This window comes from Shewanella sp. SM23, assembly GCF_025654295.1.
Taxonomy (GTDB): Bacteria; Pseudomonadota; Gammaproteobacteria; order Enterobacterales; family Shewanellaceae; genus Shewanella; species Shewanella oncorhynchi.
The window spans coordinates 126,043-148,386 of sequence record NZ_JAKKRM010000005.1; the positions used below are offsets into that span (position 1 = coordinate 126,043).

Annotated in this window: 20 protein-coding genes and 7 tRNA genes; 11 read left to right on the plus strand and 16 right to left on the minus strand. The window is 46.8% G+C overall.

Annotation, left to right across the window (positions count from 1 at the left end; translation table 11 throughout):
* The 8 genes from rodA to leuS all read right to left on the minus strand — a co-directional run bounded on the left by rodA (position 1) and on the right by leuS (position 8,827).
* Positions 1–1,107: a rod shape-determining protein RodA gene (rodA, locus tag L5L98_RS08620; RefSeq protein ID WP_028761480.1), complete on the minus strand. Its 1,107-nt coding sequence runs from the start codon at positions 1,105–1,107 to the stop codon at positions 1–3.
* Entirely contained in the window at positions 1,104–2,960 is a 1,857-nt protein-coding gene (gene mrdA / locus L5L98_RS08625; protein ID WP_168822786.1) for a penicillin-binding protein 2, read from the minus strand. Before mrdA ends, rodA begins: the two co-directional genes overlap by 4 nt.
* 61 nt (positions 2,961–3,021) lie before the next feature.
* Positions 3,022–3,492, minus strand: coding sequence for a 23S rRNA (pseudouridine(1915)-N(3))-methyltransferase RlmH (gene rlmH / locus L5L98_RS08630; protein WP_006082752.1), 471 nt, complete (start codon positions 3,490–3,492; stop codon positions 3,022–3,024).
* Positions 3,492–3,821, minus strand: a complete 330-nt coding sequence (gene rsfS, locus L5L98_RS08635; protein ID WP_006082751.1) for a ribosome silencing factor — start codon at positions 3,819–3,821, stop codon at positions 3,492–3,494. The genes rlmH and rsfS overlap by 1 nt, the downstream gene beginning before the upstream one ends.
* Before the next feature lie 107 nt (positions 3,822–3,928).
* On the minus strand, positions 3,929–4,579 hold the full coding sequence (gene nadD, locus L5L98_RS08640) for a nicotinate-nucleotide adenylyltransferase (RefSeq protein ID WP_263140075.1): 651 nt from the start codon (positions 4,577–4,579) through the stop codon (positions 3,929–3,931).
* A gap of 24 nt (positions 4,580–4,603) precedes the next feature.
* On the minus strand, positions 4,604–5,635 hold the full coding sequence (gene holA / locus L5L98_RS08645) for a DNA polymerase III subunit delta (protein ID WP_212599337.1): 1,032 nt from the start codon (positions 5,633–5,635) through the stop codon (positions 4,604–4,606).
* Between the two features lie 17 nt (positions 5,636–5,652).
* Positions 5,653–6,147 carry an LPS assembly lipoprotein LptE gene (lptE, locus tag L5L98_RS08650; protein ID WP_028761476.1) on the minus strand — a complete coding sequence of 165 codons (495 nt, stop codon included), beginning with the start codon at positions 6,145–6,147 and terminating at the stop codon, positions 5,653–5,655.
* A gap of 100 nt (positions 6,148–6,247) precedes the next feature.
* A complete protein-coding gene (gene leuS / locus L5L98_RS08655; protein WP_263140080.1) occupies positions 6,248–8,827 on the minus strand; it encodes a leucine--tRNA ligase in 2,580 nt (859 codons plus the stop codon).
* A 121-nt stretch (positions 8,828–8,948) separates the two neighbouring features.
* On the opposite strand from leuS, the gene L5L98_RS08660 reads away from it, so the two are divergent.
* On the plus strand, positions 8,949–9,449 hold the full coding sequence (locus tag L5L98_RS08660) for a zinc ribbon-containing protein (RefSeq protein WP_028761474.1): 501 nt from the start codon (positions 8,949–8,951) through the stop codon (positions 9,447–9,449).
* 101 nt (positions 9,450–9,550) lie between these two features.
* Here the strand turns inward: L5L98_RS08660 and L5L98_RS08665 are convergent, their stop codons facing one another.
* The 7 genes from L5L98_RS08665 to miaB all read right to left on the minus strand — a co-directional run bounded on the left by L5L98_RS08665 (position 9,551) and on the right by miaB (position 16,543).
* Positions 9,551–10,210, minus strand: coding sequence for a class I SAM-dependent methyltransferase (locus L5L98_RS08665; RefSeq protein ID WP_173243240.1), 660 nt, complete (start codon positions 10,208–10,210; stop codon positions 9,551–9,553).
* A gap of 188 nt (positions 10,211–10,398) precedes the next feature.
* Positions 10,399–10,902 carry a Tfp pilus assembly protein FimT/FimU gene (locus L5L98_RS08670; RefSeq protein ID WP_263140085.1) on the minus strand — a complete coding sequence of 168 codons (504 nt, stop codon included), beginning with the start codon at positions 10,900–10,902 and terminating at the stop codon, positions 10,399–10,401.
* Between the two features lie 10 nt (positions 10,903–10,912).
* Positions 10,913–12,487, minus strand: a complete 1,575-nt coding sequence (gene lnt / locus L5L98_RS08675) for an apolipoprotein N-acyltransferase (protein ID WP_263140088.1) — start codon at positions 12,485–12,487, stop codon at positions 10,913–10,915.
* A 6-nt stretch (positions 12,488–12,493) separates the two neighbouring features.
* Positions 12,494–13,369 carry a CNNM family magnesium/cobalt transport protein CorC gene (gene corC, locus L5L98_RS08680; RefSeq protein WP_006082742.1) on the minus strand — a complete coding sequence of 292 codons (876 nt, stop codon included), beginning with the start codon at positions 13,367–13,369 and terminating at the stop codon, positions 12,494–12,496.
* 40 nt (positions 13,370–13,409) lie between these two features.
* Positions 13,410–13,871: an rRNA maturation RNase YbeY gene (gene ybeY, locus L5L98_RS08685; protein WP_105251690.1), complete on the minus strand. Its 462-nt coding sequence runs from the start codon at positions 13,869–13,871 to the stop codon at positions 13,410–13,412.
* Positions 13,861–14,910: a PhoH family protein gene (locus L5L98_RS08690; protein ID WP_028761469.1), complete on the minus strand. Its 1,050-nt coding sequence runs from the start codon at positions 14,908–14,910 to the stop codon at positions 13,861–13,863. Before L5L98_RS08690 ends, ybeY begins: the two co-directional genes overlap by 11 nt.
* Before the next feature lie 208 nt (positions 14,911–15,118).
* A complete protein-coding gene (gene miaB / locus L5L98_RS08695) occupies positions 15,119–16,543 on the minus strand; it encodes a tRNA (N6-isopentenyl adenosine(37)-C2)-methylthiotransferase MiaB (RefSeq protein ID WP_006082739.1) in 1,425 nt (474 codons plus the stop codon).
* Between the two features lie 377 nt (positions 16,544–16,920).
* On the opposite strand from miaB, the gene L5L98_RS08700 reads away from it, so the two are divergent.
* The 10 genes from L5L98_RS08700 (at position 16,921) to L5L98_RS08745 (ending at position 21,197) form a co-directional block, all read left to right on the plus strand.
* Positions 16,921–18,168, plus strand: a complete 1,248-nt coding sequence (locus L5L98_RS08700) for an FAD-dependent monooxygenase (RefSeq protein ID WP_263140092.1) — start codon at positions 16,921–16,923, stop codon at positions 18,166–18,168.
* 165 nt (positions 18,169–18,333) lie between these two features.
* The gene (pth, locus tag L5L98_RS08705) at positions 18,334–18,921 is read left to right on the plus strand and encodes an aminoacyl-tRNA hydrolase (protein WP_028761467.1); all 588 of its coding nucleotides are present in this window, start codon (positions 18,334–18,336) and stop codon (positions 18,919–18,921) included.
* Between the two features lie 132 nt (positions 18,922–19,053).
* Positions 19,054–20,145, plus strand: a complete 1,092-nt coding sequence (gene ychF, locus L5L98_RS08710) for a redox-regulated ATPase YchF (RefSeq protein ID WP_028761466.1) — start codon at positions 19,054–19,056, stop codon at positions 20,143–20,145.
* A gap of 208 nt (positions 20,146–20,353) precedes the next feature.
* Positions 20,354–20,430 (plus strand) — tRNA-Met (locus tag L5L98_RS08715).
* Between the two features lie 94 nt (positions 20,431–20,524).
* Positions 20,525–20,609: transfer RNA gene (locus L5L98_RS08720), tRNA-Leu, on the plus strand.
* Between the two features lie 60 nt (positions 20,610–20,669).
* Positions 20,670–20,744 (plus strand) — tRNA-Gln (locus L5L98_RS08725).
* A 24-nt stretch (positions 20,745–20,768) separates the two neighbouring features.
* Positions 20,769–20,843 (plus strand) — tRNA-Gln (locus tag L5L98_RS08730).
* Positions 20,844–20,845: 2 nt separating this feature from the next.
* Positions 20,846–20,922: transfer RNA gene (locus L5L98_RS08735), tRNA-Met, on the plus strand.
* A gap of 75 nt (positions 20,923–20,997) precedes the next feature.
* Positions 20,998–21,082: transfer RNA gene (locus tag L5L98_RS08740), tRNA-Leu, on the plus strand.
* A 40-nt stretch (positions 21,083–21,122) separates the two neighbouring features.
* Positions 21,123–21,197: transfer RNA gene (locus tag L5L98_RS08745), tRNA-Gln, on the plus strand.
* Between the two features lie 206 nt (positions 21,198–21,403).
* Here L5L98_RS08745 and L5L98_RS08750 read toward each other — a convergent pair.
* Positions 21,404–22,120, minus strand: a complete 717-nt coding sequence (locus tag L5L98_RS08750; RefSeq protein ID WP_263140299.1) for a hypothetical protein — start codon at positions 22,118–22,120, stop codon at positions 21,404–21,406.
* Between the last annotated feature and the right edge of the window lie 224 nt (positions 22,121–22,344).

Sequence of the window (22,344 nt, forward strand, 5' to 3'; positions counted from 1 at the left end):
TTATCTATCTACGAAACGTCTATGGGTATGAATGCTCATAAGAATGCCAAACCCTGTCATCAATGTCAGCATGGAGGTTCCACCATAACTGACAAGGGGCAGTGGTACACCTACCACGGGCAGGATACCTGAAACCATGCCAATATTCACAAAAACATAAACGAAAAACGTCAGCGTGATACTGCCAGCCAGTAGACGAGCGAAACTGGTTTGTGCGCGAGAGGCGATGACTAACCCACGGCCTATGATGTAAAGGTACATAATTAACAGTAAGATACTGCCAATTAAACCAAATTCTTCACCGATCACCGCAAAGATAAAATCGGTATGGCGCTCGGGAATAAACTCAAGCTGTGATTGAGTGCCTTCGAGCCAACCTTTGCCCCAAAGTCCACCTGAGCCGATGGCGATTTTCGACTGGATAATGTGATAACCCGCGCCGAGGGGATCTTGCTCTGGATCGAGCAAGGTTAATACCCGCGTTCTTTGGTAATCGTGCATCAAGAAATACCAAAGGATAGGCAGGAAGGCGAGTACTGCCGCGATAAAGCTGCCAACAATGATCCAGCTCATGCCCGATAAAAACAGCACAAAAATCCCCGATGCGGCCACCAAAATTGAGGTGCCTAAGTCGGGTTGTTTAGCGATCAATAGGGTTGGTACGAGTAAAATCACTCCTGCGCCAGCGAGGTAACGTTTCTTGGGGGGAAGAGGGAACTTACTGATATACCAAGCCATTGTGATGGGGAAGGCGAGTTTAATAAGCTCAGATGGTTGGAACTCCATAAAGCCTAAGTTCAACCAGCGCTGCGCGCCTTTATTGATTTCACCGAAAAAGTGTACCCCAAGCAGCAAGACAACCCCCGCAAGATAAATGGGTAATGCCCAACGTTTAAGCGCTTCAGGATTGATTTGTGCCATGGTAAACATGATGCCTAGCGACAACACCATACGGAATAGTTGTCGTTCCATCATCTCTAAATCTGCACCGCTGGCAGAATAGATGACAAACAGGCCAAAGCCCATCACAGCTAATAGTCCTAGCAATAATGGTAAGTCTATGTGCAAGCGTTGCCAGATGTTTTGATATTGGCTATGGGTACTCATGGTATGGGTTTCCAAGTATCTCTAAGCATATATTCATCGAGCATAGCTCGAGCGACTGGGCCAGCATTTGCGCCGCCCCAGCCTGCGTTTTCCATCACGACGGCGAGGACTATTTTAGGATCCTCGAAGGGCGCATAGGCCACAACTAAGGCATTATCGCGGAAATGTTCGGCAATTTTACTGGCATCGTATTTAGTATTTTCCGCCACGCCGATGACCTGTGCAGTACCGGTTTTCATTGCGGCAGTGTAGGTGGCATCGGTAAAGCGTGACTTATTTGCGGTTTGGCGCATAGCTTCGTTGATGATGTTCCAGTTACGGGGATTTTTAAGTTCAATTGGCGGTAACTCATTAATCGGAGAGTCAATTTTGGCAGTATTGTCTTTAATGGATCTCAGCAGATGTGGCGGGAGACGGCGGCCTTTGTTGGCCATAATCCCAACGGCATTAGCGAGTTGTAATGGCGTTGCCGTCCAATAACCTTGGCCAATACCGACGGAAATGGTGTCGCCTATATACCAAGCTTGATTGTACTTTAAGCGTTTCCATTCCTTGGATGGCATGTTGCCAGCCGATTCTTCAAAGATATCAATCCCTGTATTTTGGCCAAAGCCAAATTGCTCCATAAAGCGGGCGATATGATCGACACCGACCTTATAGGCTAACTCATAGAAAAAGGTATCGCAGGATTCTACAATCGCGCTATAAACGTTGACCCAGCCATGCCCCCAGCGTTTCCAGTCGCGGTATTTACGTTCAACACCAGGTATTTGCCAAAAACCGGGATCCCACACTCGGGTACTCTCGCTAATGGCTTTCTCATCAAGGCCTAACAGTGCGAGGTGAGGTTTGATGGTAGACGCAGGTGCATATTGACCTTGAGTCGCACGGTTGATCAAAGGGCGGGATTTATCATTGAGTAACGCACTGTAATCTTTACTATTAATGCCTTGTACAAACTGGTTTGGATCATAGCTTGGGCTCGATACCATAGCTAATACTCCACCGTCACGGGGATCTATGGCAACAATAGAACCACGCAGACCTGTGAGTAGTTCCACCGCTTTTTGTTGCAGTTTGAGATCTAAGGTGAGGTAAATATCTTGCCCCGGCTCTGGCGGCACTATTTTTAAGGTGCGAATGGCGCGGCCGCGGTTGTTCACTTCTTCTTCTAAGTGTCCAGGTTTGCCATGCAGCAAAGATTCATAAAATTTTTCAATGCCTTGCTTACCAATGTCTTTGGTTGCCGCATAGTTTTTCCACAGATCGCTGCGTTCAAGTTGGGCGCGATCTCGGGTGTTAATTTTGCCTACATAGCCCAGCACATGGGTGATTTGCGCGCCGTAGGGATAGTTACGTTTAAGACCCGCTTCGACCGAAATACCCGGAAATCTGTGTTGGTTAACACTGAAAATGGCCACTTGTTCTTCGGTGAGCTGGTTTTTGAGTGTTAGCGGTTTGAAACGGCGATGAAATTTCAGGGCGTCAGTAAAGGTTTCGCGCTCGTCATCGCTGATCTCAATTAACTTGCCGAGTTCATCTAAGGTCTCTGACATGTTACTGATTTTTTCGGGCACGAGATCGAGGGAATAAAAGGGTAAATTTTCAGCTAAAAGTATACCGTTGCGATCGTAAATGAGACCACGACTAGGGGCAATTGGAACAACACGGATGCGATTATCATTTGAGCGAGTTGCATAATCTTTATAGGATTCAACCTGTAAATGATAAAGGTTGGTGACTAATACGCTAAATAGAGCGAAAACGCAAAAAAAAGTGAAAAGCGCCCTGCGCTTAAAAAGAGACGCCTCGGCGGCGTGATCATGCATTGTTATCCGCTTTTTTGGCGACACTTATGCTATCTCCGGCTGATCCCATGACGGGTGGTTGACACTCGTTAACATCAAGATCCCGCTATTCTCTATGGTAGGGGTGATTCGTGTTCACGCTCCACGCGCGGTACAAACTTTCGGCAACCACCACCCGTACGAGTGGGTGAGGTAAGGTTAATGCCGAAAGACACCAACTTTGGTTTGCCGCTTCTTTGCAAGCTGGCGCTAATCCTTCAGGTCCACCAATCAGTAAACTGACGTCGCGACCATCGAGTTGCCATTTAGTCAGCGCGGTTGCTAGCTCGGGGGTCGTCCAGTTTTTGCCGGGGAGATCTAAGCTAACAATATGATTGCCTTTGGGAATGGCCGCCAACATTTGTTCGCCTTCTTTTTGAAGTATCCGGACAATGTCGGCATTTTTCCCCCGCTTTCCAGCGGGTATTTCGATAAGCTCCAGCGCCATATCACGGGGAAAACGGCGCTGGTATTCTTCGAAACCACGGGTAACCCAATCGGGCATCCGTGTTCCTACTGCGATGAGCTGTAACTTCATCAGTCTTGCTTTTCTGACCAGAGCTTTTCAAGCTGGTAGAAATCACGGGTTTGATCTTGCATAACGTGCAGGATCACATCGCCCATGTCCACAAGAACCCATTCGCTGCTTTCGCGGCCTTCAACACCTAAAGGTGGAATACCGGCTTTTTTCGCTTCAACCACAAGGTTTTCGGCGATAGCTTTAACGTGAGTCTTTGATGTACCTGAACATATGACCATGTAGTCAGTGATGTTAGATTGCTTGCTGACATCCAGAACAACAACGTCTCTGGCTTTCAAGTCGTCGATCTTGTCGACAACAAACTGTTTTAATTCCGCGCTCTGCACGCTGGCGTACCTCATTAATTTTAAATAGCGCGGTAGTATACCAGTGTTGCTGCTGGGAATACATTGTCATTGGCAGTTGAGTTGGCGATATCTGCTTACGGTTCGAGCTAAGGTAAGTAAAGTCGTTGATTTTTTATGTAATCTAGCGTGACTGGCATGAGTAAATCGGCGGGCATTTCGCCTTTTGCCAGTTGTTCACGAATGAGCGTCGAGGAAATATCCTGTGGTGTAATCGCCACAGGGAAAATCTGCCCACAGTTTTTATGGAGACTGCTAGTACGACCTTCCACTGTCCCTTGGGGCACTTGACTGCGGGCCGTCAATATCTGCTGCATAGGATGCTTTGCATCGAGCTGCCAACCCGGGCGCTGACAGACAACGAGATGGGCAAAGTCGAATAGGCGTTGCCACTCATGCCAGCTTTTTAATTGAATGAAAGAGTCCATCCCCATGATAAAAAACAGCTCATCTTCAGGATGTAAGCTTTTCAGTTGCTCAAGCGTGACAACTGTGTACGAAGGAGTGTCGCGTTTAGCTTCGATGTCGCACAGTGCAAATCCGTCGAGTTGCTGACAGACATCGGCTACCATTTTGAGGCGCTGTGTTGTGGTTAAGTTCGGCTGCTGTTTATGGGGCGGAATATGGTTCGGCATCAGCAGGATTTTATCCAAGGCTAATGCTTGTTTCACTTCAATCGCGGGACGGATATGACCATAGTGTATCGGGTCAAAGGTGCCGCCTAAAATACCAATACGCATATCAACTCTTTGGTTAATCAATGATTAGTCTATGGCTATATGTGCTAGGTGCCGATGGGCTCTAGGATCAAATAACAGACACAGGTGGCTCAGACCAGTCCAATCCTCTTTCCCCTGTTGCTTTAAGTTGAGCTCAAGTTTCGAGGCGAGGGCGAGCATATGTTCGAGTTGTTCAAGGCTGAGTCGTTGCAGTGCCGCTTGATACAGTGGCTTACGTTTATCCCAAATTCGATGTTTACCCCAGAGTGCACTGAGCGCAACGCCTTGGGCTTGCTCGCATTTCAAATTGAATAACAAACCGAGTTCTTTAAACAAGGCCCACAGCAGGATAGGTAAGGCAGTGCCTTCGCCATTGAGCTGGGCTAGCATGTGCTGCGCGCTATCCTGTTTATTATTCAATAATGCATCCGTGAGTTGGAATACGGTGAAGCGCGACTGATCTTCAAAATAGTGGCCCAGTTCGTCAGCACTGACGGGTTTTGTTGGGCTCAGGAGTTGCAGCAACTGCATGGCTTGATCGGCAGCCAGTAAATTCCCTTCATACAAAGAATGCAGCATAGCACGGGCATCATGCTGCAGATTGAGCTTAAAGTGCTTGATGCGGCCATCGAGCCAGCGCATAAACTGCTCGCCCTCTGGCGTGGCGCAGGGCAGATACATGCCATGGGCATCTAAGGTCTTAAACCATTTACTGTTGGTTTGCTCTGTGGCGAGCTTTGGCCCTTCGATAATCAACAGCATATCGGGATTGGGCGTCTGCAATAGGGCTTGCAGTGTGCTAGAGCCTTCGGCACCGGGCTTAGCTTGGGGAAGGGTTAGCTCAATCAAGCGTTTACTGGAAAACAGACTCATGGCCTGCCATTCCTGAGTCAGATCGTTCCAATTAAAGCCCGTCTCTTGAATGAGTTGGACTTTTTCATCGAATCCCTGACGCTTGGCGAATTGGCGGATCTGATCTTTGGTGGTTTCAATCAACCAAGGATCATCCCCAAAAATCAGATAACAAGGAAATAACTGGTTAAGGTGGCGGGAGAGTTGGTCTGGATAGACTCTCATTTAATGATAGCCCCACATTAATTCACCTCAGTACTGGCCATTGCTTGCAGAATACGATCGGCAGCTTGGATGCGCATTTCCTTCGTCAGCAATTCCATTTCACGGCTCTTTGCCAATGCGGTACGTGGATCGTCTAAGTAGTCGCGGCGAATTTCAACCTTGAAAGGCTGTGCTTCTTTGCCCGGCAATGCCACAGCAAATTCGACTAAATAAATCAGCTCATACTCGGCGACGTTACCTGTTGGGTACAAAGATAATGTCGATCGCTCAAGGGAGTCGGTGATTAGCCTTAATACTGGAACGTCATCGGCGGCGTCGACAACTTGGATATTGTTCAAGCGCAGGCGTTCACGCACCAGACGAGTGAGTTCACTGTATTCATCCACGCTGCTCAAACTTAAATGATTGAGGGCATCAGGGATCTGATAACTGCGTTGAAGCTTAAAACCGCAACCAGCGCTGGTCATAATGACTAGTGCCATGATTGCGAAGCATATGCGTTTAATTAGCATAGATTTCGCGGTTTCCTATTCGTGGTATACCCTGCTGACTTGAAGTTGCAGCTATGCTGCAACTTCATTGGCTTTGAGTATAGCGAGTTATTAGCAGCCGTTAATTGGCCACTATGCTGAGCAGTTTGCCCGGCACATAGATCACTTTACGTACTGTTAGGCCGTCTAGGTATTTGATCACGTGTTCATCACTCATGCCTAAGGCTTCTACTGATTCTTTATCAGCGTCGGCGGCTACTGTGATTTTTGCGCGAACTTTACCGTTGACTTGCACAACGATGAGCTTGCTGTCTTCAACTAGCGCAGCTTCATCAACGATTGGCCATTGGCTGTCTTCGATGTTGCTTGCATTACCTAACTCGTTCCACAGGTTAAAGCTCACATGAGGAATGATAGGGTACAGCAAACGCACGATGGCGGATAAGGCTTCGCCGATAATGGCGTTGTCTTGGCCTGTCGTTTGTGGCGCCTTTTGCAGATGGTTCATCAGTTCCATCACGGCGGCAACCGCAGTGTTGAACATCTGACGGCGGCCGATATCGTCGGTCACTTTCGCGATCGTCTTGTGGACTTCACGGCGCAGCGCTTTTTGATCGGCAGTTAACTTGCTGACATCTAAGGCTTCGCTGTTATCTTGGTTCACATGCTCGTTTGCAAGCTTCCACAGACGTCTAATGAAGCGGTGTGCGCCTTCAACGCCAGACTCTTGCCATTCCAGAGTTAATTCTGGTGGTGAGGCGAACATCATAAATAGGCGAACCGTATCTGCGCCGTATTTTTCGACCATGACTTGAGGATCGATACCATTGTTTTTCGACTTAGACATCTTGCACATGCCGGTATAAACCAGCTCGTTGCCGTCTTTGTCGATAGCCTTAGTAATACGGCCCTTGTCGTCTTTTTCTGTAGTCGCTACATCTAAAGGCGAAACCCAAACACGGGCGCCTTTTTCGTTGATATAGTAGAAAGCATCGGCCAACACCATACCTTGGGTCAGCAGTTGTTTGGCTGGTTCGTTAGAGTTAACCAGACCTGCATCACGCAGCAACTTATGGAAGAAGCGGAAATATAACAAATGCATACAGGCGTGTTCGATACCGCCAATGTATTGATCCACAGGTAGCCAGTAGTTGGCTTTAGCAGGATCTAACATTTCGTCCGCATGCGGGCTGCAGTAACGGGCGTAATACCAAGAGGATTCCATAAAGGTATCGAAGGTATCGGTTTCGCGCAGCGCATCTTGACCGTTGACTTGGGTTTTCGCCCATTCTTTATCGGCCTTGATTGGGCTTTGAATACCGTCCATCACGACATCTTCTGGCAGTAATACTGGCAGTTGATCTGCTGGCGTTGGGATCACAGTGCCGTCGGCTAAGGTCACCATAGGAATAGGTGCGCCCCAGTAACGCTGACGTGAAACACCCCAATCGCGCAGACGATAGTTGACTTGGCGCTTGCCTTTACCTTCGGTGACTAACTTGTTAGCGATGGCATTAAAGCCCGCTTCAAAGTCTAAACCGTCGAACTCACCCGAGTTAAACAGTACGCCTTTTTCGGTATAAGCGGCTTCGCTAATGTCCACTTCGCCATCAACAGGCTTGATCACAGCCTCAATTGCTAGACCGTATTTTTTTGCAAATTCAAAGTCACGTTGGTCGTGCCCAGGAACTGACATTACGGCACCTGTGCCATAGTTCATCAACACAAAGTTAGCAGCCCAAATCGGGACTTGCTTACCAGTGATAGGATGAATGGCGAAAAGCCCTGTGGCCACTCCGCGTTTTTCCATGGTCGCGAGTTCAGCTTCAGATGTTGTGCTGTTTTTGCACTCATCGATAAAGGCGGCAAGCTCAGGATTGGTTTGCGCGGCGATTTCAGCTAATGGATGACCTGCGGCAATCGCCACATAGGTCACGCCCATTAAGGTATCTGGACGCGTGGTATAGATATCGAAGCTTTTATCGTGACCTGCGACGCCGAAGGTCATTTCTACACCTTCGCTGCGACCAATCCAGTTGCGCTGCATGGTCTTAACCTGTTCAGGCCAGCCATCTAAGGTATCGATATCGTTTAATAATTCTTCTGCATAGGCAGTGATCTTAATAAACCACTGTGGAATTTCTTTTTGTTCCACAGGGGTATCACAGCGCCAGCAGCAACCGTCTTGAACTTGCTCGTTCGCCAGTACGGTTTCATCGTTTGGACACCAGTTGACTGAAGCTGTCTTTTTGTAGACTAGGCCTTTCTCGTACAACTTAGTGAAGAACCATTGTTCCCAGCGATAATATTCAGGGGTACAAGTGGCGATTTCACGGCTCCAATCGTAACCAAAACCCAGCAATTTCAGCTGGTTCTTCATGTATTCTATGTTTTCATAGGTCCATGGTGCAGGCGCAGTCTTGTTGTTAATTGCGGCATTTTCTGCGGGTAGGCCAAATGAGTCCCAACCAATAGGCTGGAGCACGTTTTTGCCTTGAAGACGTTGAAAGCGTGCAACTACGTCACCTATGGTATAGTTGCGTACGTGTCCCATGTGGAGTCTGCCAGAAGGGTACGGAAACATCGAAAGGCAATAAAACTTTTCTTTGTTTGCGTCTTCAGTGACTTCGAAGGTTTTGTTGTCATGCCAGTGCTTTTGCACTAAGGCTTCAATTTCTGAGGGATTATATTGCTCTTGCATCACTCTATTTCCGGCAGTGCCGCCTATTATTGGATCTAACGCCATATCAGCGCGAGTAAGATCTGCATAGAATAAACTAGAAGCGATGCATTAAAAAGGTTCGTATGAAGGAGTATTGGTTATGAATGATAGAAGTAACGCGTTACTAGGACTGTATCAAGCCTTAATTACCGAAGTGAAATCTCAATTTGCAGAAGATAACACTATGACTGTAAAGAATTTATTCAATTCTGTCACTCAAGGTAAGGAGTATTTACGTCTTAAAGAACAGGCAGGGGAAGATGAACTCGCTTTAGTCGAACAATTCTTAAAGCGTGATATTACGAGTTTTCTCCGTGAGCAGAACGCGGATAGTTTGAGTCATAGCCCAACCGTGATTACTTTAGAGAATACGCTTTGGCATTGGCTCAGTGAAATCACCGACCGCAGCCAAGTCGAATGGCATGAGTTAACGCAAGATTTTAAGCACCAAGGCTACTACAAGAGTGGTGATATTGTGAATCAGGGCATCATGGTGTGCACTAACTGTGGCAATGAAATGAGTATTGAATTTCCAAGTCCCATCCCAGATTGTCCAGAGTGTGATCATGAAGAATTTACCCGCGAGCCGCTAACGCCTTAATCAAGGTGGTGATGTTATGCAGCTAAAACGACGCCTCAGCGTCGTTTTTTTTTGAGTTCTATTAGACCTAAATTGCTCATATTTGCATTAATTAGGCTGTATCAACTGTTGGTACGAGAGTAGTTGAGGATTTGACCGCCAAAGGGCGCCAATAAGAATTCAGTGTGAATGGGTTTATGTTGTGAGTGTTCGTAACCTAAAGTCACCATACGTTTACTGAATTTTGCATGATTACCACGGCCTGGATCGACTAAGACTACATCACAAATTGGTTTAGCATGCTGCTCAATAAATTGTGATAAGAGATCGGCATGTTCTTGTTCGTACAAGAGATCGCTGCCAATAATGAGGTCAAATAAACCTAAATTAGTTTGTGCATCTGCCCATCCTGTTCGAACAAACGGAATCGCACGACCATGATTTAAATCGACATTTTGCTTAAGGAAATTTTCCGACTCGGGGTGATAGTCGGTTGCTGTGATGTCGGCATGTCTGTGGTTTAGCACTAGACTTGCCAGCCCTATACCGCAGCCAACTTCAAGAATGCGTTTATTATCAATTTGATAATCGGCCATATGATGGGATAGCACTTGGCTAGATGGCCAAACTATGCCAAATAATGGCCAAGTTGCGGAGGAAATACCGAGCTTTTCAGCTTCGCCATCGATGTCTTCAAATTCTTGGTTATTTCTTAGGGTTCTGACATGAATGTCGAGATCCCCAAATTCGTGGGTTTGGTAGCGCACGCGAAGCTGTGCCATAGAGTTGCCTTGACTGTGTACCTTGGTTAAGGAACGAGGTAATGGTACCAATCATATTGGCTATGCAGACACAGTCACTGTGATTGGTATAAGGCCACGTCTAATCGTTCACCTTAACGTGGAACGCGCAATCAGCCTAATGTATTCGCAGACAATTGCGGGATAACACAGGTTAACTGAGTGTCAGCCTAACAACCTTGGGTGTTGATATCATATTGCGGCGCAGTGTTGGCATCGCTGGCTTGGGTGTAGCGGAAATAGCATTGGTCATCATTCACTAAGGAATTGTTGTTAAGATCGTAACCTATATAAGTGATATCAATGCCTTCATATTGAATGATAAGTTTATCATCTGAGGTGATCCATTTTTCCACATCAGTATTATCGAGGTAACCCCATTTTAAGCGTGTATCTGGAGTGCCATCACCATTGAGGTCGATATCAATAATATCATCGCGCCCAGCTACCGCTTGGCTCAGTAGGCTAGGCATTTGGGTTTTTGAGTAAGCTAGCATATTGGCTGTTTTAACGCTGGCCTGTACTTGGTTTAAGGTTTGTACCCGTGCTTCTTTACTTAAACCGACAAATCTAGGCGCGGCGATCACAGCCAAGATCCCAAGCACAATAATCACAACGACAAGTTCAATTAAGGTAAAACCTGCCACATCTTGTTTATTGACTTGGTAATGCATGGCCTAAATCCTATTGCGCTTTAAAACGTCGGGCAAGACCAAGCAGAACGATTAAACCACAGAGTATCAGTAGGGGCATTTGGCCTAATTTTGCAAACCAAGTTTGCCCTGTGACTAATGGAATGGTTGCACTTAGCACACCTATTTCAAATTGTGGCAATGACGCTGTGATATTGCCATTCTCATCGACTATGGCTGTCACGCCATTGTTGGTTGCACGTAATAGAGGCCGACCCAATTCAACCGCGCGCATTTGAGCGATCTCCATATGCTGTAATGGCCCATTTGAGCTACCAAACCATGCATCGTTAGAGACAGTTAATAGTATATCTGTCCCTTGATTAACGTTGTCGCGCAACTGTTCGGGAAAGGCTATTTCATAACAAATTGCTGGCGCGATTTTATGGCCTAGTGCGCTGAGATTAGGCTGTTTATATTCGCCTCGTGTAAAGGACGACATGGGCAAATTAAAGAAAGGTGCTATCGGGCGCAGCAGCGCTTCAAAGGGGACAAACTCGCCAATTGGCAACAGATGGTGTTTCTTAAATTGATTGCTACCATCGCCCTCATAGTCTGGGCCTGCTTGTTGTTTCTGATTATGATTACCAAGCACAATCAATGAATTATAGAACTCATTGTTTTGATGGCTAATAATGCCTGTGATAATTGAGGTATGGTTTAGATTGGCGACTTTATTGGCGTTATCTAAAAAGTCCTGCACCATAGATTCTGGCGCTGGAATTGCTGCTTCTGGCCAAATAATGATATCGGCATCCAGATGTTCGCGGGATAAATCCATGTATTTTAACAGCGTCGGCCACAGGGCATCGGGTTCCCACTTCATGCTTTGGGGAATATTGCCTTGTACCAGTGCCACTTTAACATTTTCACCCGTAGGATGAATCTCCCAAAGTTTAGGCGCAGCCCAAACGGCCAGGATACTGAGCGTCACTAAAAGCAGTAAACTCTTATAACGCTTAGTAAAACAAAGCGCTAATGCACCAGCGAGCATGGCCAATACAAAACTTATTCCCAGTGTGCCTATGATACTGGCAAGGGGTTTTAACGGCCCTTGAGTTTGCGAGTAACCCGCCCATAACCAAGGGAAGCCTGTCATTACCCAGCCACGAGCCCATTCGGTCAAGGTCCATAACGCGGGGAATAGGGCGAGATTACGCCAAAGACCAAATCGAGTTTTACCATCATGGCTCAGCGTTTTAGTTAACCAAACCAGCGCTAAACCAGTTAGAGCGGGATACAAGGCTAAATACAAGGCTAACAAGGCCATTAACCCAACGGAGGCAATGAGCGGCATACCACCAAAGGTATCCATGCTCACGTGAACCCAGCTGATCCCTACGGCAAAACAGCCAAATCCAAAGCTTAACCAATAGTAAAAGCTTGCCTTAGCGCTCAGCGTTCGGCTGTGCCAGAGGGCAATCGCCATGGCAAACGGATAGATTATCCAAATGGAATAGGGCGCAAATGAAAGCGCCGTACTGGCGCCAAGGGCAAATGCCAGTACGAGTCTCAAAGCACTAGGTTGGGACTGTTGTTGGGCAAAAGCCCGGATTTTTTTTAGCACGAGTGATTATTCTACGTCTTCGCCAGTATTAGGATCGGGGAGTTTAACTCTGAGTTGGATTAAACGCCTAGTATCAGCATTGATGACTTTAAATTCTATGCCTTCAATGATGATGCTCTCGTTACGTTCTGGCAGGTGGCCAAAGGCGTGTGAGACTAAGCCACCGACGGTATCAAACTCTTCATCGCTGAATTCAGTGTTGAATTCTTCGTTGAAATCTTCGATTGGCGTCAAAGCTTTAACCATATAAACCGTGTTACCGACTTTGCGGATCTCGGTTTCTTCAGTGCTATCGTGGTCGAATTCGTCTTCAATCTCGCCGACAATTTCTTCAAGAATATCTTCGATAGTCACAAGACCCGATACACCGCCGTACTCGTCAACCACAATCGCCATATGGTAGCGTTGAGAGCGGAATTCTTTTAGCAGAACATCGACGCGTTTGCTTTCGGGCACAACCACGGCGGGACGGATCACGCGATCCAGTGAGAAGGGCTCATCACTGTTGGAGAAACCGTAAGGGATCAAATCTTTGGCAAGCAATATGCCTTCGATATGGTCTTTATCTTCGTTAACGACGGGGAAGCGCGAGTGACCTGAACCAATCACAGTCGCAAGTAACTCTTCGACCGAGTTGTCTATCTGGAGGGCGACAATTTGAGCTCTTGGGATCATGATATCCCGAACACGCATATCAGAAACGTCTAATACACCTTTTATCATCTCGCGGGTGTCTTGGGTGATCAAATCGCGCTGCTCGGCACCATCAATCACATCGACTAGATCTTCGCGATTTTGAGGTTCGCCCTGAAATAGCTGACTTACTCTATCAAACCAACCTTTCTTGTGGGCGTTCGTACTAGGGGGGATATCGTCACTCATAGTTTTCTCATTAGCTTTTGATAGGGATTATCTTAGCTAATTATTGTTCCTTATATGGGTCAGTAAAACCTAAGCTTTCAATGAGTTGAGTCTCTAATGACTCCATCTCTTCGGCTTCTTCATCATCGATGTGATCATACCCTAGCAGATGCAAGCAACCATGTACAACCATGTGTGCCCAGTGCGCTTCTAGTGGTTTTTGTTGTTCACGGGCTTCATTTTCAACGACTGCCGCGCAAATGACAAGATCTCCGAGTAAAGGAAGTTCAATTTCTGGCGGTGCTTCAAAGGGAAATGACAGTACATTGGTCGGTTTGTCTTTACCGCGATAGGTATTGTTGAGCATTTGGCTCTCGCGGCTATCGACGATACGTATGGTTAATTCAGCTTCATCCATGCTATTGCCAATTGCGGTAGTGACCCAAAGGGCGAATTGTTCGTCCGTTGGTAGCCACTCACTGGTGCTGGCATGTTGAATATCTAAGGCTAACTCAAGACTCATGTGTTGCGGCTTCCTGCTGTTGCTTTTGGTACTGGCTTTCTTTTTTGGCTTTTAAGGTTTGCTCTTTTAACTCGAAGGCTTCATAGGCTTCAACGATACGGGCAACCACTGGGTGGCGCACTACATCTTGGGAGACAAAAAAGTTAAAGCTGATTTCTTCGACTTGGCTTAACACTTCAATCGCGTGACGTAGCCCTGACTTTTGATGTTTAGGTAAGTCGGTTTGAGTGATGTCGCCGGTGATCACCGCACGGGAATTGAAACCGATACGGGTAAGGAACATCTTCATCTGCTCGATTGTGGTGTTTTGGCTTTCATCGAGAATAATAAAGGCATCGTTCAGGGTACGACCGCGCATATAGGCAAGCGGCGCCACTTCAATCACATTTTTCTCGATGAGGCGTTCCACTTTTTCAAAGCCAAGCATTTCGAACAGGGCATCGTAGAGCGGACGCAAATAGGGGTCTACCTTTTGACTTAAGTCACCGGGTAAGAAACCGAGTTTTTCACCCGCTTCCACCGCAGGGCGAGTCAGCAGAATGCGGCGCACTTCTTGGCGCTCTAACGCATCTACTGCCGCTGCTACGGCAAGGTAGGTTTTGCCCGTTCCTGCAGGACCAATACCGAAGGTAATATCGTGACGCGTAATATTGGCCACATACAAGCTTTGATTCGGATTGCGTGGCTTAATGACACCGCGGCGGGTTTTGATATTAATACCGCTGTCGTCGTTAGCGTCTGCTTGCTCTAGGGCAATGGCCGCTTGAATAGCGATATGGACTTGCTCAGGCTCAAGATCGGGCGTGCTGCCTTTAACCGTTTGGGTCTCGATGTAGAGTTCTTTTAGTAAGTTGTTGGCGCTTAAACAATTGCGTGGCAGTCCGGTGATCTGGAAATGATTGTTCTTACGGACGATTTCAACGCCAACGCGACGTTCTATCTGCTTGATATTGTCATCGAATGGACCGCACAGTGAAGCCAAACGGCGTGTTTCTGCGGGTTCGAGATACAGATTCATGGTAGTTAATTTACTGGACAAATAGCACTCCCAATAGCGAATAAGAAAGCAAGGTACGAGGTTGGTTAACCATCGCAAGATAATTTTAGTTTACGAGCCATAGCCGATAATTGCTAACGGAAAATAACAATTGCCTCGGTAGACTTAAACAAAAGTGCGTGAAAGCAAAAGGGCGACTAAGTCGCCCTTCTTTATATAGGTACTGTTTAAGCTTAAGCCGATTTAACGCTTATGGCTTAAATTGAGTCACACCCAGTTCATCATCTTGCTTGCGCTTGGCCAGAATTTCAGCCGGGCGCAGGCTACGACGTAGATCCATTTCATCTTCGCCGCGGATAAAGACACCGCGCAGTGAGTTAGTGTAAACGTCGACGATTTCGACATCCACGAAAGTACCAATGTGTTTTGGCTGACCTTCGAAGTTCACGACTCGGTTGTTCTCAGTACGGCCGCGCAGTTCCATAGGATTTTTCACCGATGGTCCTTCAACCAGAATACGTTGCACTGTGCCCATCATGTGGCGGCTGTAGCGCATGGCTTGCTGGGTGATGCGGTCTTGCAGAATCGCCAGACGTTGTTTTTTCTCTTCCATATCGACGTTATCGGGTAAATCTGCCGCTGGCGTGCCCGGACGTGCGCTATAGATAAAGCTGAAGCTGTGGTCGAAACCTATGTCTTCAATCAACTTCATGGTATCGGCAAAGTCTTCTTTGGTTTCGCCAGGGAAGCCAATGATAAAGTCCGAGCTGATTTGAATGCCTTCACGGGCTTTACGCAGGCGGCGGATGATTGACTTATATTCAATCGCCATATGGCCGCGTTTCATCGCTGTGAGAATACGGTCAGAACCCGATTGCACTGGTAAGTGCAAGAAGCTTACAAGCTCAGGGGTATCTTCGTAAACGTCGATGATATCTTGTGTAAATTCAATCGGGTGACTGGTCGTGAAGCGGATACGGTCGATACCGTCGATGGCTGCCACGAAGCGCAGTAATTCCGCAAAAGTACAAATTGCGCCATCGTGAGTTGCGCCGCGATAGGCATTCACGTTTTGGCCGAGCAAGTTTACTTCGCGCACACCTTGCTCCGCCAATTGGGCGATTTCAAGGATAATATCGTCCGATGGACGGCTGACTTCTTCGCCGCGAGTATAAGGTACAACACAGAACGAGCAGTATTTGCTGCAACCTTCCATGATAGACACAAACGCGGTTGGGCCTTCGGCGCGTGGCTCTGGCAGACGGTCGAATTTTTCGATTTCAGGGAAGCTGATATCGATAACCGCTTTATCACCACGGCGCACTTGCTCGATCATCTCGGGCAGACGGTGCAAGGTTTGTGGTCCGAAAATAATGTCGACACATTGGGCTCTGTCTTTAATGGCTTTGCCTTCTTGTGAGGCAACGCAGCCGCCCACGCCAATAATCAAATTAGGATTTTTATCTTTAAGCGTCTTCCAGCGTCCTAGCTGATGGAACACTTTTTCTTGCGCTTTTTCGCGGATAGAACAAGTGTTGAGCAGGAGAATATCTGCCTCAGACGCTTCTTCAGTCAAGGTATAACCTTGGTATTCGCCTAACAGATCAGCCATCTTGGATGAGTCATACTCATTCATTTGACAGCCCCAAGTCTTGATATGGAGTTTCTTACTCATCAGTTGTGTCGCCCTAAGATGACCAATAAAAATAGCGCGACATTTTACCTGCTGTTACGGCTGCTGACCAGCTTTGTCCACACTTTTAGCTGTTGGCTTTTGCCAAGGGCGATACCCTCACAAATGCTAGGTTTTTATTGTTCGGCTGCATTTGGGCAAGATTAATATTGTTAACATGCTGAGCTTTCGTTATTTCCAGCAAACTATTCGGGCTTGAATGCCTATGTCTTCACGGATTTCGAATCGAAATGCGCTCAACATTTCCGTGGTATCTTGATATAAGGCATAATCGAGCGGGTTTGTGAAAAGTCGCTTGAGCAGAAATACAGAAGGGCTTAAAGGTGCTAACTAAGGTCGTAACTAAGGTGGTAAGTAGGATGAGCCAGATTGAAGATACACATGCACAGATGATATCCGACACCACAGATTCTAACGTTACTCATGCTGAAGGCACTGAGTTCGATGTCATTCTTGTCGGCGGCGGCATGGTTGGTGCGGCGACGGCAATTGGATTAGCCCAACAGGGTTTGCAAGTGGCGGTGATTGAATCTTTTGCGCCAGAGGCTTATCAAGCCGAACAGCCATTAGATGTGCGAGTCTCGGCCATCAGTGTGGCTTCTGAAACGCTGCTTGAACGTCTTGGCGCCTTGGACTCATTGCTCAAGATGCGTAATGTGCCTTATTTGGGCTTAGAAACTTGGGAGCTCGATGGCTGCATCACCCAATTCCACAGTTCGCAAATTGGTGCCAGCCATTTAGGTCATATAGTCGAAAACCGTTTAATCCAACTTGCCCTGTGGCAACAGATGGCACAATTAGCTGGCATCACCTTATATTGTCCCGATAAAGTGGTGGCATTTGCCCGCGATAGCGACGGTGTGAGCGTGCACTTACAGTCAAATAGTAAACTGACCGCTAAGTTGTTGGTTGGCGCCGATGGTGCTCACTCGCAGGTACGTCAATGGGCGGGAATTGGCATTTCGGGTTGGGATTACGCTCAATCGGCCATGTTGATTAATATCAACACCGCACAGGGGCAACAGGATGTGACTTGGCAGCAGTTTACGCCCAAAGGACCGCGTTCATTATTACCTTTACCAGGCAATAACGCTTCGCTGGTGTGGTACGACGATGCCAATCGAATTAAGCAGTTAATGCAGCTTAATAATAAACAGCTTGCAGATCAGATAAGAGTGCATTTTCCAGCGCGTTTGGACGCTGATTTTACCGTTGAGAATAAAGGCAGTTTTGGCCTCACTCGTCGCCATGCCCAGCGCTACTATAGTCATAATGTGGTGATTTTAGGTGATGCCGCTCACACCATTAATCCCCTCGCAGGCCAAGGGGTGAATCTTGGGTTTAAGGATGTCGAAGCGTTTTTAGCGGTTATCAAGGATGCATTAGCCCAAGATAATATCTGGTGGTCGAATGAAGTGCTTGCCCAATATCAGCGCAAACGTTATCGCGATAACCAACTGATGATGACGGCAATGGATTTGTTTTACGCCGGTTTTAGCAACGATATTCTGCCGCTAAAGCTGCTGCGTAATGGCGCGTTAAAGTTGGCAAACATCAATTCCCCGCTCAAAAAGACTGTCCTTAAATATGCTATGGGGCTTAATTAACGCTTTGTTGTTCTGTGTTCTGACCTTGTGTTCTGCTCCTGTGCGATGACGTGGCATTTGTTGACTTGGGGTTTGAGTGCTAAAATGCCGCGTTTTTAGCTGGTATGGTCAGTTCAGTCGGCACTTTGCGCGGCTGTCATCGACGAAATAACGATATTGAGTGTCATGAGCGAAATAAAATTAATAGTTGGTCTGGCTAATCCAGGTGCTGAATATGCACACACTCGCCATAATGCGGGGGCTTGGTACGTACTTGAGTTAGCGAGAATTTGCGGCGTGACTTTAGTGGCCGATAGTAAGTATTTTGGTTTGACCGCCAGAGCCGTATTGCACGGTAAAGATGTCCGCTTATTGATCCCGACGACTTATATGAATTTAAGCGGTAAAGCGGTTGGCGCTTTGGCGAATTTTTTTCGTATCACGCCGGAAGAGATTCTGGTCGCTCACGATGAACTCGATCTGCCGCCCGGTGTGGCTAAGTTTAAGCTCGGTGGCGGTCATGGCGGCCACAATGGTCTGAAAGATATTATTGCTAAACTGGCTAACGATAAAAACTTCTACCGTTTACGCTTAGGTATCGGTCATCCCGGTGATAAAAATCAAGTGAGTGGTTACGTACTGGGAAAAGCGCCTGCTAAAGAGCAAGAACTTATCGAGGCGGCGATAGATGAAGCCGTGCGTTCTACCGAAATTTTGTTTAAACAAGACATGGTGAAAGCCATGAACAGATTACACTCCTTTAAAGCGGAGTAGGTTTTGCCTTTGGCGAGACTTAAGTGATTCAAGTGATTTAATTATTCAGTAATGTGCTGCCATAGGGCAGGACGACTAAACCTCGCTGATGAGTGTGACTTGTCAGCCAATAATCGAGAGAAAGGTAAGCATATGGGTTTTAAATGCGGCATTGTTGGTCTTCCTAACGTAGGTAAATCAACGCTTTTTAATGCGTTAACTAAGGCTGGCATCGAAGCGGCTAACTTCCCGTTTTGTACCATTGAACCTAACACTGGTGTTGTACCTGTGCCGGATCCACGTCTGGATGCGTTAGCTGCGATTGTGAATCCACAACGTGTGTTACCTACCACCATGGAATTCGTGGATATTGCGGGTCTTGTGGCTGGCGCATCTAAAGGCGAAGGCTTAGGTAACAAGTTCCTCGCTAACATCCGTGAAACCGATGCTATTGGTCATGTAGTACGTTGTTTTGATGATGACAACATTGTTCACGTTGCTAACAAGGTTGACCCTGCTGGCGATATCGAAGTCATCAACACTGAATTAGCCTTAGCTGACTTAGACAGTTTAGAGCGTGCGGTTCAGCGTCAGCAGAAACGTGCTAAAGGTGGTGATAAAGACGCTAAGTTTGAAGTGGAAGTATTAGAAAAAATGCGCCCCATTTTAGACGAAGCTAAAATGTTGCGTTCTATGGATTTATCGAAAGAAGAGCTGGAAGCGGTGGCTTACTTGAACTTCTTAACCTTAAAACCGACCATGTATATTGCTAACGTTGCGGAAGATGGTTTTGAAAATAACCCGCACTTAGATGCCGTTCGCGCCATTGCTGCCACTGAAAACGCTATCGTTGTTGCCGTATGTGCGGCGATTGAATCTGAACTGGCCGAGATGGAAATCGAGGAGCGCGATGAGTTTATGGCGGATCTGGGTATCGAAGAACCAGGTTTAGATCGTGTGATCCGCGCAGGTTATGAATTACTGAATCTGCAAACCTATTTCACCGCAGGCGTGAAAGAAGTGCGTGCTTGGACTGTGCCAGTGGGTGCGAGTGCTCCGCAAGCGGCAGGCGTTATCCATACCGATTTTGAACGCGGTTTTATCCGTGCCCAGGTGATGGCATTTGACGACTTTATTGCCCACAAAGGTGAAGCTGGCGCGAAAGAAGCCGGTAAGTTACGCGTGGAAGGTAAAACCTATATTGTTAAAGATGGCGATGTGATGCATTTCCTGTTTAACGTATAACAAAGCTTATTCACGCTGTAAGTCTCGATAAATTAAGCTAAGTATGAGCAACAAGGTGTTATTTAGCACATCTGTTGCTCAGTTTGGTGAAGTAATAGCCGAACAGCTTAACCTAAGGGAAATAGCGAAAAAAAGCTGTTGACCTAGATACCTCGAATAAGCATAATACGCCCCGTTCCTCGCTGAGAGGGGCGCGTAATATCGATGTGGCAATGTAGCTCAGCTGGTTAGAGCACAGCACTCATAATGCTGGGGTCGCAGGTTCAAGTCCCGCCATTGCTACCATTTTATTTAAGATAAATTTCTTATATAAAATGAATCACGATTTTACTCTAGCATTGATTGCTAGCATCTCTTCACGATGTAAACATGAAGCTGTGCGGGAATGGTGAAATTGGTAGACACGCCAGATTTAGGTTCTGGTGCCGCAAGGTGTGAGAGTTCAAGTCTCTCTTCCCGTACCATTTTTTAGATATATGAATTTAGAAACATCGGCGATAGCGGATGTTTGAAACAGAGTTAGTTGGGGTATCGCCAAGTGGTAAGGCACCGGGTTTTGATCTCGGCATTCCAAGGTTCGAATCCTTGTACCCCAGCCATTTTTTCTCAGTTTCCAAGTTGATTGGGGTATCGCCAAGTGGTAAGGCACCGGGTTTTGATCTCGGCATTCCAAGGTTCGAATCCTTGTACCCCAGCCATTGGCAATGTAGCTCAGCTGGTTAGAGCACAGCACTCATAATGCTGGGGTCGCAGGTTCAAGTCCCGCCATTGCTACCATATTTAACTCTGTTAAAGTGATTTTTCAGAGAAAAATCCAAAACTGTTGAATAGACAATTTTGGTACATTTTGATGCGGGAATGGTGAAATTGGTAGACACGCCAGATTTAGGTTCTGGTGCCGCGAGGTGTGAGAGTTCAAGTCTCTCTTCCCGTACCATCAAAATGCAATCTTCGATAGAAGATTAAACACAGTTTATTGGGGTATCGCCAAGTGGTAAGGCACCGGGTTTTGATCTCGGCATCCCAAGGTTCGAATCCTTGTACCCCAGCCAAAAAGTTAAAAAGCCTGTCTTCTGACAGGCTTTTTGCTTTCTGACTTTTAACTCTTTTCAGCTTAGCGTTATTTTGCTTTCAGTTTCCCTTCAATTAGCCCGTCCAGCCTTTCCCTTGTCTCTATAATTCCCGTTGGTTGTGGCAATTCAGCTATTTTCAAAGTTAATCCACAGTGCCTTTTGAGCTGACACTGTGGTGATCCGTTTTATTGCTTTTTGACTTCAGGAGCAACGGGTGGCGATTTTATTTCTGCTGGAGCCGCTGGAACGGCGACTTTTGCAGCCGCTTCAGTGATATTGATTGGCATTTCAGCATTCTTAATGACGGCATTCTCTGTGACCGCACTATCAATAACGGCACCTTGGGCCGCTTTAACATCACCTGTTGCAACGGCTTTGACTGCATCAGGTATTGCTAACTTTTGCTGTACTTGATTTGCGCCCGCTTCTAAGGCTTTTTGTTGTAACTTCTGTGGATCAGTATAGTCGGCTAATTCCTTCGGCCAGCTTGGGACCCGTTTTTCTGCCTGATTACTGAATTGCTCAGAAATCACTAAGGGCGCGCCGCCTTTCATCAGCATGACTGCCATTTGGTTGGTGTCTGAGTTCCAAACAAGACCCGCTTTTTCGGCCATTTCGGGGACAGGGGTGTAAGTTGACACTAAGTAGATGAGTGGACCTTCCTGTTGGATCTTGTCGGCCGTTTTGAGCAGGGACAGGGTGGTATCGTAATTTTTACCCAGCAATTCCTGCATACGGTTCTTGATGAGCGGTTGTTCGAATAATCCGACATCGTTCGGGTCTAAACCGACAAGGGGTTTAAGCAAGGCCCACATGAGCTGGCCTTGAGGTGACATTAATAATAGTGGTGCAACGCAGGCGTTGAGCATTAATGCGAGCCACACAATATGCAGGCAGCGCATTTTTTTGAGCAGAGATGTACTCAAGATGATATTTCCTTGGAAGTACCAGCAAGTCGCCGGCGGCGGATTGTAGCTGATTGGCATAAGGTAAACGAGAGGGTGGCAAAGTAAATTTTAAGGAAAAAAGTTAGCCCAAATGTTGAATTTTATCCTTATGAATTTTATAGGTATTTACAGGTGATACAATAGATTATTTGCTGCTAATTTAATCGAAGGTAATGGTT

Bases quoted from the DNA above. Each gene is read 5' to 3' on its own strand.
- L5L98_RS08665 (WP_173243240.1), bottom strand. From the start codon at position 10,210: ATGGCACAGCTTCGCGTGCGCTACCAAACCCACGAATTTGGGGATCTC.
- leuS (WP_263140080.1), bottom strand. From the start codon at position 8,827: ATGCAAGAGCAATATAATCCCTCAGAAATTGAAGCCTTAGTGCAAAAG.
- holA (WP_212599337.1), bottom strand. From the start codon at position 5,635: ATGAGAGTCTATCCAGACCAACTCTCCCGCCACCTTAACCAGTTATTT.
- L5L98_RS08750 (WP_263140299.1), bottom strand. From the start codon at position 22,120: ATGCGCTGCCTGCATATTGTGTGGCTCGCATTAATGCTCAACGCCTGC.
- L5L98_RS08700 (WP_263140092.1), top strand. From the start codon at position 16,921: ATGAGCCAGATTGAAGATACACATGCACAGATGATATCCGACACCACA.
- corC (WP_006082742.1), bottom strand. From the start codon at position 13,369: ATGAGTGACGATATCCCCCCTAGTACGAACGCCCACAAGAAAGGTTGG.
- ybeY (WP_105251690.1), bottom strand. From the start codon at position 13,871: ATGAGTCTTGAGTTAGCCTTAGATATTCAACATGCCAGCACCAGTGAG.
- L5L98_RS08660 (WP_028761474.1), top strand. From the start codon at position 8,949: ATGAATGATAGAAGTAACGCGTTACTAGGACTGTATCAAGCCTTAATT.
- pth (WP_028761467.1), top strand. From the start codon at position 18,334: ATGAGCGAAATAAAATTAATAGTTGGTCTGGCTAATCCAGGTGCTGAA.
- rodA (WP_028761480.1), bottom strand. From the start codon at position 1,107: ATGAGTACCCATAGCCAATATCAAAACATCTGGCAACGCTTGCACATA.
- ychF (WP_028761466.1), top strand. From the start codon at position 19,054: ATGGGTTTTAAATGCGGCATTGTTGGTCTTCCTAACGTAGGTAAATCA.
- nadD (WP_263140075.1), bottom strand. From the start codon at position 4,579: ATGCGTATTGGTATTTTAGGCGGCACCTTTGACCCGATACACTATGGT.
- miaB (WP_006082739.1), bottom strand. From the start codon at position 16,543: ATGAGTAAGAAACTCCATATCAAGACTTGGGGCTGTCAAATGAATGAG.
- lptE (WP_028761476.1), bottom strand. From the start codon at position 6,147: ATGCTAATTAAACGCATATGCTTCGCAATCATGGCACTAGTCATTATG.
- rlmH (WP_006082752.1), bottom strand. From the start codon at position 3,492: ATGAAGTTACAGCTCATCGCAGTAGGAACACGGATGCCCGATTGGGTT.
- L5L98_RS08670 (WP_263140085.1), bottom strand. From the start codon at position 10,902: ATGCATTACCAAGTCAATAAACAAGATGTGGCAGGTTTTACCTTAATT.